11 protein-coding genes are annotated in these 11,569 nt (G+C 63.5%); 9 read left to right on the forward strand and 2 right to left on the reverse strand.

Translation table 11 applies throughout. The annotated features are described in order from the left end of the window. Window positions 1-525 precede the first annotated feature (525 nt). Window positions 526-1,170 (reverse strand): GntR family transcriptional regulator, encoded by a 645-nt coding sequence (locus DH10_RS29790; protein WP_246506701.1) that lies wholly within the window; start codon window positions 1,168-1,170, stop codon window positions 526-528. Window positions 1,171-1,491: 321 nt separating this feature from the next. Here DH10_RS29790 and DH10_RS29795 point away from each other — a divergent pair, with 321 nt between their 5' ends. Genes DH10_RS29795 through atzF form a run of 8 tightly spaced genes read left to right on the forward strand, consistent with a single transcriptional unit; the run spans window position 1,492 to window position 9,768 of the window. After that, on the forward strand, window positions 1,492-2,619 hold the full coding sequence (locus DH10_RS29795; protein ID WP_192385644.1) for a BMP family ABC transporter substrate-binding protein: 1,128 nt from the start codon (window positions 1,492-1,494) through the stop codon (window positions 2,617-2,619). 23 nt (window positions 2,620-2,642) lie between these two features. Next, window positions 2,643-3,767, forward strand: coding sequence for an ABC transporter permease (locus DH10_RS29800; protein WP_192257703.1), 1,125 nt, complete (start codon window positions 2,643-2,645; stop codon window positions 3,765-3,767). Further along, window positions 3,767-4,693 (forward strand): ABC transporter permease, encoded by a 927-nt coding sequence (locus DH10_RS29805; protein ID WP_192257705.1) that lies wholly within the window; start codon window positions 3,767-3,769, stop codon window positions 4,691-4,693. Before DH10_RS29800 ends, DH10_RS29805 begins: the two co-directional genes overlap by 1 nt. Window positions 4,694-4,707: 14 nt before the next feature. Continuing rightward, a complete protein-coding gene (gene biuH / locus DH10_RS29810) occupies window positions 4,708-5,409 on the forward strand; it encodes a biuret amidohydrolase (RefSeq protein ID WP_192257706.1) in 702 nt (233 codons plus the stop codon). A 10-nt stretch (window positions 5,410-5,419) separates the two neighbouring features. Next, window positions 5,420-6,952 carry an ABC transporter ATP-binding protein gene (locus DH10_RS29815; protein ID WP_192385645.1) on the forward strand — a complete coding sequence of 511 codons (1,533 nt, stop codon included), beginning with the start codon at window positions 5,420-5,422 and terminating at the stop codon, window positions 6,950-6,952. Beyond that, a complete protein-coding gene (locus tag DH10_RS29820; protein WP_192385646.1) occupies window positions 6,952-7,620 on the forward strand; it encodes a cysteine hydrolase family protein in 669 nt (222 codons plus the stop codon). The genes DH10_RS29815 and DH10_RS29820 overlap by 1 nt, the downstream gene beginning before the upstream one ends. Then, window positions 7,613-7,963: a cupin domain-containing protein gene (locus DH10_RS29825; RefSeq protein ID WP_192257712.1), complete on the forward strand. Its 351-nt coding sequence runs from the start codon at window positions 7,613-7,615 to the stop codon at window positions 7,961-7,963. Before DH10_RS29820 ends, DH10_RS29825 begins: the two co-directional genes overlap by 8 nt. Further along, window positions 7,960-9,768 carry an allophanate hydrolase gene (gene atzF / locus DH10_RS29830; protein ID WP_192385647.1) on the forward strand — a complete coding sequence of 603 codons (1,809 nt, stop codon included), beginning with the start codon at window positions 7,960-7,962 and terminating at the stop codon, window positions 9,766-9,768. Before DH10_RS29825 ends, atzF begins: the two co-directional genes overlap by 4 nt. A 281-nt stretch (window positions 9,769-10,049) precedes the next feature. Here the strand turns inward: atzF and DH10_RS38020 are convergent, their stop codons facing one another. Beyond that, a complete protein-coding gene (locus tag DH10_RS38020; protein WP_343221639.1) occupies window positions 10,050-10,214 on the reverse strand; it encodes a low affinity iron permease family protein in 165 nt (54 codons plus the stop codon). A 651-nt stretch (window positions 10,215-10,865) separates the two neighbouring features. Between DH10_RS38020 and DH10_RS29840 the strand changes: the two genes are divergently transcribed. Further along, window positions 10,866-11,569: HAMP domain-containing protein (locus DH10_RS29840; RefSeq protein WP_192385648.1), on the forward strand; the 704-nt coding region annotated here is incomplete at its 3' end.

Consider the following 11,569-nt stretch of genomic DNA (forward strand, 5'->3'; position numbering starts at 1 on the left):
GTCTCTCGAAGTTGATCTGATATTTTCAGGCATGATGGTTTTCAGGTTCCTAGTTCATAGCCTTTGTCGGCCGACGGCCGCAGTGCGACCCCGCCGAGGCAAGCTTCTCTCGTTTTAGAGGGCTATAGACCAGCATATGGTGTTGGTCGCAGCGTCAATGAAGTCCGAGGCCCTGCTTCTGAAGCCAATAGTTTGCGACTTAAGGCCACACCTAGGCGGGTAGGAACTCACAAGCAATGCGCCATTGTAGGTTGCCTCGGGCACCGGCCCCGCCTGGGTTTGTTGGTGGCGGGGGCGGGGGGTGGCTTGTGGGGACCTTGTCAGGTGTGCACCCGGCCGACGCCCATGCTCACAGTTCAGCTCAGGGCGTGCCGCTCTCGCCCCCAAAACCCAAATCGCTCCGAAGACGGAGCATTGGCCGCATTGCGAATGGCAGCAATGCGCCTCATCACGGTCATTGGAGCGAAACTTTGCACTGCCTGGAAGCAGACATCGTCTGCGGAGATTCGGGCTGTCCGGAAATTTTCAGGCCACGTCCCGCCGAATTGGCTGGCGATCATCAGCCGCGAAAACCGCGCTCGCCTCGCTGACGATAGAGACATGGTCCCTGGCGGCCTTGCCCGCAGCCACGCTGTCTCCGCGCATGATTGCGGTGACGATTAGGTCGTGTTCCTGCCAGGATTTGGCCAGCCGTCCGGGCAGCATGAACTGCGCGCGGCGGAAGGGTGCCAACCGGCTGCGGGTCATCACGGTGAGATCGTGGATATGCGTATTGTGGGCGCCACGATAAAGCCGGCTATGGAACTCGGTGTTGAAATACTCGTAGTCCTCCTCGGCGCCCAGCCGCACCATCCGCGACGAAGCCTGATGCTCGATCTCGAGCGCGCGACGCTCGCTGCTGGTCATGCGCTCGGCCGAGAAGCGCGCGCAGATCGCTTCCAGTTCGGCCATGCTCTCGAACATCGAGGCGAGGTGATCCTGCGTCACGACGGCGACGATAGCGCCCCTGTTGGGCCGCCTTTCGACCAGGCCCATGGCGCTGAGCTGGCCGAGCGCCTCCCTGACCGGGGTGCGTGATACGTCGAAGCGGGCGGCGAGTGAGGCCTCGTCCAGTTTTTCGCCGGGGCGCAGGTAGCCGGTGACGATCCGGTCGCCGATCGCCCTGACCATCTGATCCACAGTCGTCCCCGACCTGATCAAGCTGCGCTTCCCCGACAAGTTTCCTCCGTCCGGTCTTCTCGTGGAGTCGGCCGACTCGTTGGCTTCGACTCGACACGTTCTCTATGCCTCTATTTTAATCTGCCTGTCAAACTGGCTATTTTCAAGGCAAAAAGTGCATGCAATTGCCTCTGGTATGAGCACGAACCCTCGATATGATCACTGATTTCATTGGATAAATTTCAATCCGGAAACTGGCACAGTGATTGCATGCACTTTCTTGACGGCATGTTAACCGACCCGGAAAAGGGTCCTAAAAGGGGAGCATTCACTATGACCGACAGATTCATGCTTAACCGCCGCCAGCTGCTCAAGACCTCCGCCGCGGGAGCCGTACTCGGCCTGGTCTCGGCATCCTTTCCGATCAGTCGTGCCTTCGCCGCCGCTGCCACCGTCGGCTTCATCTATGTCGGCCCGAAGGACGACTACGGGTACAACCAGGCGCATGCCGAAGGGGCGGCGTCGCTGAAGGGCATCGAAGGCATCTCCATCGTCGAGGAGGAAAACGTTCCGGAGACGGTCGACGTTCAGAAGACAATGGAATCGATGATCAACCTCGATGGCGCCTCGCTGATCTTCCCGACCTCCTTCGGCTATTTCGATCCGCACATGCTGGCCATGTGCGCGAAGTTCCCAGACGTCCAGTTCCGCCATTGCGGCGGCATGTGGAGCAAGGACAAGCACCCGATGAATGCCGGTTCCTATTTCGGCTATATCGGCATGGGCCAGTATCTCAACGGCGTCGTCGCCGGCCACACCTCGAAGAGCAAGAAGCTCGGATTCGTCGCCGCCAAACCGATCCCGCAGGTCCTGCTCAACATCAACTCGTTTCTGCTCGGCGCACGCTCAGTCGACCCGACGATCACCTGCCAGGTCATCTTCACCGGCGAGTGGTCGCTGGCGGTCAAGGAGGCGGAAGCCACCAACGCCCTGGTCGACCAGGGCGCCGACGTCATCACCTGTCATGTCGACAGCCCGAAAGTGGTGGTCGAGACGGCGGCCGGCCGTGGTGCCTTCGTCTGCGGCTATCACGCCAACCAGAGCCCGCTGGCGCCGGAAAAGTACCTGACCGGCGCGGAGTGGAACTGGGCCAAGGTCTACAAGATGTTCGTCGACAACCTCGTCGCCGGCACGCCGCTGCCCAATTTCACCCGCGGCGGTCTTGCCGATGGCTTCGTCAAGATGAGCCCGCTCGGCCCCGCCGTCGGCGAAGCGGCGCGCAAGCAGTTCGACGGGACGCTGGCCGAAATGATGAAGGGCGGCTTCTCAGTCATCAAGGGTCCGTTGAAGAGCAACAAGGGCGTCGTCGTCGCTACCCAAGGCCAGGCCTTTGTCGAGACCGCCATCGAGCTCGAAAGCATGGACTATCTCGTCGAGGGTGTCGTCGGCTCGACGGCCTGAGCGGGCCGAGGGGAGACGGAACGATGACGGACACGGTGAGCAGCGCGGACGTGCGGGCCATTCTCGGCGCTGGGGGATATCGGGCGGCGCTCGAATGGATCGCCAGGCGGGCGGAAGCCTTCGTTATTCCGTTCGCGGCGCTGGTCGTCGGCATGGTCCTGTTCAGCCTGTTCATTGCGCTCGTCGGCAAGTCGCCGGTCCAGCTCTATGAAACGATGTGGCGCGGCGGCTTCGGCTCGTGGTTCTCAATCCAGAACTCGCTGTCGCGGGGAGCACCGCTCTTGCTGGCGGCGCTCTGCGTGGCTCTGCCGGCGCGGCTCGGCCTCGTCGTCATCGGCGGCGAGGGCGCCATCGTTCTCGGCGGCGTCGCCGCCGCGGCCATCGGCGTGGCGCTGGCCGGCGCCCCATCCTTCATCGTCATTCTTGCCATGGGCGTGGCGGGCATGGCCGCCGGCGGCATCTGGATAGGTGCCGTCGGCGCGCTCCGCCACTACCGGGCCGTCAACGAAACCATCTCCAGCCTGCTGATGGCCTACATCGCCATTGCCCTGATGAACCAGTTGGTGGAAGGGCCGCTGCGCGACCCGGCCTCGCTCAACAAGCCCTCGACTCAGCCGCTGGCCGACATCTACCGCGTCGGCAACATTCCGGGCATGGAGGTGCATTGGGGGCTTGCCGTCGGCGTCGTGGCCTGTGTGCTGTCCTGGGTGCTGATCGAAAAGACCCGCTGGGGCTTTGCCGCCCGCATCGCCGGCGGCAATGTCAGGGCAGCGCAGGTGCAGGGATTGGCTGTCGGACCGCTGATCGTCGGCTTTACCGCGCTTGCCGGCGGCTTTGCCGGCCTTGCCGGCATGCTGGAAGTCGCTGCCGTGCAAGGCAGCGCCAACGGCTCGCTCGCCGCCGGCTATGGTTACACCGGCATCCTCATCGCCTTCCTCGCCCGCCACAATCCGCTGGCCATCATCCCCGTCGCCATCCTGCTTGGCGGTATCGACGCGTCCGGCGGGCTGATCCAGCGCCGCATGGACCTGCCCGACGCCACCGTCCTGGTGCTGCAAGGCATGCTGTTCATCGTCATCCTGTTCAGCGAAACTTTCTACGGTCGCTTCAAGGCCTTCAATCCCGACCTTTGGCAGAGGGCCTCCTAATGGACGCTACCGACATCGGCCTCTGGGGCGTGCCGCTCGCCATCCTCGGCGGCGCCATCCGTGTGTCGACGCCCTTTATCTTCGTTTCGCTCGGCGAGGCCATCACCGAGCGCTCGGGCCGCATCAATCTGGGGCTCGAAGGCACACTCGTCTTCGGCGCCATGACCGCATATGCAGTCGCGGTCATGACCAACTCGCCGTGGCCCGGTCTACTGGCCGCCGCCGCCGCCGGCCTTTGCTTCGGTCTTTTCCATGGCTGGATCTGCAAATTCTCGAAAGTCAACGATATCGCCATCGGCATTGCGCTGATGCTGTTTGGCTCGGGGCTCGCCTTCTTCTTCGGGAAGCCGTTCATCAAGCCGAAGGCGCCCAACCTTCCGGCCATTCCCTTCGGCGCCTGGTCCGACATTCCGCAGGTGCAGGCGGCACTCGACGTCAACGTGTTGTTCCTGATCGGGGCGGCACTTTCGCTCGTCCTGTGGTGGGCCTTCCGCAACACCCGCGCCGGCCTCATCGTGCGCGTCGTCGGCGACAGTTCCGACGCCGCGCGCGCCATGGGCCTCAACCCGAACAGGGTGCGCCTTCTCGCCACCGGCGTCGGCGGCGCGCTGGCCGGCATCGGCGGCGCCTATCTGTCACTCTACTATCCCGGCAGTTGGACCGAGCGCATCTCATCCGGCCAAGGGCTGATGGCGGTGGCACTGGTCATTTTCGCGCGCTGGAACCCGCTCGGCTGCTTTGCCGCTGCCCTTCTGTTCGGCGGCGCAGGAGCGCTCGGACCGGCGCTGCAGTCGGTCGGCGTCACGCAAGGCTACTACCTCTTCTACGCCGCCCCTTACATCCTCACCCTCGTCATCATGATCGCCACTTCGTCGCCGACCCGTTCGCTTGCCGGCGCGCCGGGCGAATTGTCGATCACCAAATGACTGGAGTTTTTGCCATGAACGCCAGAGCTGAAATCACCCAGCGCTACATCGACGCCGACCCGTATCCATGGCCCTACAACGGCGAACTGCGCCCCGACAACACGGCGTTGATCATCATCGACATGCAGACCGACTTCTGCGGGCCGGGCGGCTATGTCGACCACATGGGCTATGACCTGTCGCTGGTGCGCGCGCCGATCGAGCCGATCAAGTCGGTGCTGTCGGCCATGCGCGCGAAAGGCTACACCATTATCCACACCCGCGAGGGCCACCGGCCCGACCTCGCCGACCTGCCCGCCAACAAGCGCTGGCGCTCGCGCCGCATCAATGCCGGCATTGGCGACCCCGGCCCCTGCGGGCGCATCCTGGTGCGCGGCGAGCCGGGCTGGGACATCATTCCCGACCTCTATCCGGCCGAAGGCGAGCCGATCATCGACAAGCCGGGCAAGGGCTCGTTCTGCGCCACCGACCTGGAACTGATCCTCAACCAGCGCGGCATCGAAAACATTGTGCTCACCGGCATCACCACCGATGTCTGCGTGCACACGACCATGCGCGAGGCCAACGACCGCGGCTTCGAATGCGTGATGCTGGAGGATTGCTGCGGGGCGACCGACTACGGCAATCATCTCGCCGCGATCAAGATGATCAAGATGCAGGGCGGCGTCTTCGGCGCGGTGTCGAATTCGGCGTCCTTCGTCGCCCAACTGCCGTGAGGAAGCCAGGATGAGCGCGATCACCGGCAACAAGGCCGTCGGCGTCGAGACCATCGGCATGACCATGCGTTTCGGCGCCTTCACGGCGCTGGCCGACGTCTCCATCAAGGTGCGGGCCGGCTCCTTTCACGCACTGCTCGGCGAGAACGGCGCCGGCAAGTCGACGCTGGTCAAATGCATGATGGGTTTTTATCACCCGACCGCCGGCGACATACTGGTCGACGGCCGCGAGGTGGCGATCGCCAGCCCCAGGGACGCATCGGCGCTCGGCCTCGGCATGGTCTACCAGCATTTCACGCTTGTGCCGTCGCTGACCGGCGCCGAGAACCTGGTCATTTCGCGCGAGAAGGTTCCCGGCGTGATCGACTGGCGTAAGGAGCGCGGCGACCTTGCCGTGTTCATGGATCGCATGCCGTTCAAATTGCCGCTCGACGTCATGGTCGCCGAGCTCGCGGCCGGCGAGAAGCAGAAGCTCGAGATCGTCAAGCAGCTCTATCTCGGCCGCTCCTTCCTGGTGCTGGACGAGCCGACCTCCGTGCTCACTCCCGGCGAGGCGCAGGAAGTGCTGGGCCTTGTGCGCGCCATGACCAGGGCTGGCGACCTCACCGTACTGATGATCTCGCACAAATTCCATGAGGTGACGGCATTCGCCGACGACGTCAGCGTGCTGCGCAAGGGCAGGCTGACCGGCACCGGCCGCGTCGTCGACCTCGACCGCAAGGCCATGGCGGCGATGATGATCGGCGACCAGCCTATCGCGGCACTCGACAGCCGCGCCGAGCCCAGGCCGGACGCCGAGATCGTGCTCAAGGTCAAGGCGCTGAAGGCGCCGGACCGCACCGGACTGAAGTCGATCCGGATCGAGGATCTCGGCGTGCGCTCCGGCGAGATCGTCGGCATCGCCGGTATTTCCGGCAACGGCCAGAAGGAATTCCTCGAAGTGCTGGCCGGGCAGCGCCCCCGCGATGCCGGCGAAGTCATGGTGCGCGGCAGCGCCTATGCGGCGACGCGCGCCGAGGCGCGGGCGCTCAATGTCCGCCTCATCCCGGAAGAGCCGCTGAAAAACGCCTGCGCGCCGAAGATGACGGTGGCCGAGAACATTTCTTTCCGCACCTTCGACATCGACAGCAACGGCAAACCGGTAAGCTGGATCAGCGCCGGCGCCATCAAGGCATTCAGCGCCAGGCTGGTCGAGCAGTTCAAGGTCAAGACCGCATCGCTTGCCTCGCCAATCGCCTCGCTGTCGGGCGGCAATGTGCAGCGCGCCGTGCTTGCCCGCGAGCTCACCGGCGAAGTCGATCTGTTGATCGTCTCCAACCCGTGCTTCGGCCTCGACTTTTCGGCCGTGGCCGAAATCCGCGCCCGCATCATGAAGGCGCGCAATGCGGGTGCCGCCGTGCTTCTGATGTCGGAGGATCTCGACGAACTGCTCGAGCTTTCAGACCGCATCTTCGTCATGTCGGATGGCGCGCTGGTCTACGAGACGCCGATCGCGCAGGCCAGTGTCCAGACCATCGGCGAGCACATGGCGGGACATCACTGATGGCGGAAATCGAAGCGCAGCCATTTCCGTTCGCCTTCAAGCCGCGCACCATTGCGCTGGTCGTCATCGACATGCAGCGAGACTTCGCCGAGCCCGGCGGCTTCGGTGCCAGTCTCGGCAACGACGTCGGCCGTGTGACAGCGATCGTGCCGACGGTGAAGAGATTGATCGAGGGCTTTCGCGCCGCCGGCCTGCCGGTAATCCACACGATGGAGTGCCACCGGCCCGACCTTTCCGACCTGCCGCCGGCCAAGCGCAATCGCGGCAATCCGTCGATCCGGATCGGCGATGCCGGGCCTATCGGCCGCGTGCTGATCGCCGGCGAGCCGGGCACGGCGATCCTCGACGAACTTGCGCCGCTGCCCGGCGAGATCGTCATCGAGAAGCCGGGCAAGGGCGCCTTCTACGCCACCTCCTTCGGCGACGACCTGAAAAGGCTCGGCGCCGAGCAGCTGGTCTTTGCCGGCGTCACCACCGAAGTCTGCGTGCAGACGACGATGCGCGAGGCCAACGATCGCGGCTATGAGTGCCTGCTCGCCGAGGACGCGACGGAAAGTTACTTTCCCGAATTCAAGGCGGCGGCGATCGCCATGATCAGGGCGCAGGGCGCCATCATCGGCTGGACGGCGACGACCGACCAGGTGCTCGAGGGAATTGCCAATGCCTAATCTTGCCTTTGCCGGCCTACTCGACAGCGGCTGGCGCGATCTGGCATTCGAGCATTTCCGTGACGGCATCAGCGTGCACTGGCTGCTGAAGGGCGGGCCGGTCGAGCCGTCGGTCGCGATCCTGAAATACTGGCCCGGCGCCGGCGTGCCGCGCCACCGCCATGTCGGGCTGGAGACCATCGTCGTGCTGGAAGGCACCCAAAGCGACGAGAACGGCCACTATCCTGCCGGCAGCGTGATCCTCAATCCGGTCGGGACCGAGCATTCGGTGTGGACGAAGGACGGCTGCGTCGTGCTGATCCAGTGGGATCTGCCGGTGATCATTCTGGGGGAGACGAAATGAGTGATGTCCACTTCGACATTGCAAGCCTGCACGCGGCCTATCGGGACGGCGTCGGCGTCGCCGATGTGATCGCGACGATTTATGCCCGCATCGAGACAGCTGATGATCCGGGCATGTTCATCCATCTCGCCGCCAGGGCGGACCTGCTTGCCGCGGCCGAAGCGCTCGGCCCGTTCGACCTGGTGGCAAAGCCACTGTGGGGCATTCCCTTCGCCGTCAAGGACAACATCGACGTTGCCGGCATGCCGACGACGGCAGCCTGCGCCGAATACACCTACTGGCCCGACAAGGACGCCACCGTGGTGGCGCGGCTGAGGGCGGCCGGCGCACTCGTCGTCGGCAAGACCAATCTCGACCAGTTCGCCACTGGCCTCGTCGGCGTGCGCACGCCCTGGCCGACTCCGCGCAACGCCATCGACGCGGAGCTGGTGCCAGGCGGCTCCTCCTCGGGGTCGGCGGTGGCGACGGCGCGTGGTATCGTCTCCTTCGCGCTCGGCACCGACACCGCCGGCTCCGGCCGCATCCCGGCCGGCCTCAACAACATCGTCGGGTTGAAGCCGACCGTTGGTGCGTTGTCGACGGCCGGCGTGGTGCCGGCCTGCCGCACGTTGGACTGCGTGTCGGTGTTCGCGCTGACCGTCGATGACGCCTATGCAGTGTTCTCCGTAGTGGCGGCGCGCGGCGCCGCCGATCCCGATCCCTATTCGCGCGGCGTCGCCGTCCAACCGCTTGCCGCGCGCCCGCCGGTGCTGAGCGTCGGCATTCCGGCAAATGCCGACCTGAAATTCTTCGGCGATGCAGCGATGCAGGCCGGCTTCGAGGCATCGCTTGCCATGCTGTCGCGGCTCGGCTGCCGGCTGGTCGAAATCCCGTTCGGCGATTTCTACGCCACCGCCAACCTCCTCTATGAGGGCGCCTGGGTGGCCGAACGCTATGCCGCGATCCGCGATTTCATGGAAGCCAACGAAGCCGCCATGCATCCAGTGACGCGCAAGATCATCGGCGGCGCCAGGAAGCTATCGGCGGCCGATGCCTTCCGCGGCCTCTATGCCTTGCAGGCGTACCGGGCCAAGCTCGCCCAGGTCATCGCCTCGGTCGACCTGTTCTGCGTGCCGACCGCGCCGACCCACTATACGCTCGATGCCGTGCTCTCCGATCCGATCGCCACCAACAGCCGGCTGGGTACCTACACCAATTTCGTCAATCTGCTCGACATGTGCGGCATCGCCGTGCCGACCGGCACGCGCGATGACAGCCTGCCGATGAGCGTGACGCTGCTTGCGGCCGCCGGACTGGACGGCCTTGTGGCGTCCGTCGCGCGCGATCTCCATGCCGCGAGCGGTCTCACCCTCGGCGCAACTGGCTGGCGGCAGCCGAGCGCGCAACCTTCCGGCGCATCGGCCGAAGATGGCACGATCGAATTAGTGGTGGTCGGCGCTCACCTCTCGGGAATGCCGCTCAATGGCCAGCTCAAGGAGGCTGGTGCCCGGTTCTGCCGGGCGATGAAGACCGCCTCTTCATACAAGCTCTATGAACTCGTGGGCCAAGCCACGCCCAAGCCGGGACTCGTTCGTGTAGGGAACGGCGGCACTGCGATCGAGGTAGAGGTTTGGCGGCTACCTGCCGACGCTTTCGGCCACTTTGTGGCAGCCATCCCGCCGCCGCTGGGCATTGGCAATATAGAGCTTGATGACGGCAGCACCGCCAAAGGCTTTCTGGTGGAATCCGTGGGCTTGCTAGGCGCTTCTGATATTTCGTCATTCGGCGGCTGGCGCCGTTTTTTGTCAGATCGCGTTTCCACTTGAACACTTCGTCAACGCACTTTGCGAAGGCAAGAGCGGTTGGGGCACCGACCGAGGCAGGTTGAACTTCTGATGTCTTCGTTGCAAGGCCGTCGAGAAAGGGCTGTGAGCGAAAGAAGACCGATGCCGGTCGCGGCGGGGGAGGCAACCTGCTTCCGATTCCCCAACCGTTGGCGTCTGCTGAAGTTTCCAGGGCAAAAGCTTCCGTTTCAAGCGAATGTTCACGATGTGGTGATCCCGCTTTTTGATCGACCTCTCGGCTGCTCCTTTTGCGATCACCCAGGTTACTCGCGCGCTGCGGAGCGTTGACGTTCGATCTCCTCAGGCTCCTTGTCGTCGATGTTCGCGACATCGTTTCGCGCATTCCCCGTTGCTCGAATGAGCTCATCGAGCTTTGCCTGCAGGGCCTGTGTATCACGATGTTCAGCGCGTTGAATGAGAAGCGTCATGGCCCAAGTGACAAGCGTCGCAACGCCGTGCCAGTCGAGAGTCTCAGGTTCAAATGCAAGCCAGGTGCCCGTGAAACCCGCGAGGATTAAAAAGGCGTAAGGCCTCGATGTAGGGTGCCGATCGTTGTCAGGATTTCGCGAATTGCCATCACCCCGAACGCCATTGGCAATTCGCCGGTTCCCGGCACCGACATTTGGTCGGACCGCCTCATGTTTCTTGCGTTGGCCTACGCACAAATCCGTCGGTCGTGAAAGGAGTGACGGCCCTCGTGCTACCTTGCGCTGCGGGATGCGCTGTGACTTGATCGTTTGTGCCTTTATTGCGAGTGTCGCAGCTGCAATGGGCGGTAGATAGCGGGACGAAGGGGAGGCGATCTTTCTCGCTGGCCAATAAAGCTGTCATTGCCACAGAGGCCGCTGTTCTATTGGCGGGCTTCTGTTCGTCAGCACAGCCCCGATCCCGTCTGGGGTCTATACACATTTTGTCCGTGTAGCGGATCTGATCTGCACAATTGCTGGCTCGGAACCAATTGGTCAATTCCACGTTTTGAGCCTTGCGGTGGATTGTAGATGTCGCCCGCAGGGGGCTGGGGATTTCATCAGGCATCAGTTCTTTCACAAAACCGCTGGGCTGGGAGTGGCACTGTGAGTGTGCAGGCATCAAGAGCGCAATTAGACCCTCGACAAATTCTCAATTCACTAAAGGCTTTCCGACGAGGCGACTTCTCCGTTCGCATCGACAACGTCTACGAGGGAATTGATTCAGACATCGCCGACACCTTAAATCAGATCGTCGAATTGAACGATCAGGTGACACGCGAGTTCGAACGCCTGAGCAGGGTCGTCGGCAAGGATGGCAGGATCGGTGAGCGCGGCCATGTCCGCAACGCTACCGGCAGCTGGGAATCCAGCGTCCGGTCAGTCAACGACCTTATCGAAGACATGGTCCAACCGACGGCCGAGGTGGCTCGCGTCATCGGTGCGGTTGCCAAGGGTGATCTTTCCCAAACCATGATGGTCGAAATCGATGGCCGCCCGCTGCGCGGGGAGTTTCTGCGCATCGGCAAGATCGTCAACACCATGGTCGGGCAATTGGCCTCCTTTGCGTCGGAGGTGACGCGTGTCGCTCGCGAAGTCGGCACGGAAGGAAAACTTGGCGGACAGGCCCGAGTGAAGGGCGTCGCCGGCACCTGGAAGGACCTTACCGACAACGTCAACGCCATGGCCACCAATCTCACGGGTCAGGTGCGCAACATCGCCGAGGTGACCACGGCGGTTGCTTCGGGCGATTTGTCGAAGAAGATCACCGTCGATGTGAAAGGCGAGATCCTCGAACTCAAGAACACCATCAACAC

It is taken from the genome of Mesorhizobium silamurunense, from assembly GCF_014843825.1.
In the GTDB taxonomy this organism is placed as follows: Bacteria; Pseudomonadota; Alphaproteobacteria; order Rhizobiales; family Rhizobiaceae; genus Mesorhizobium; species Mesorhizobium silamurunense.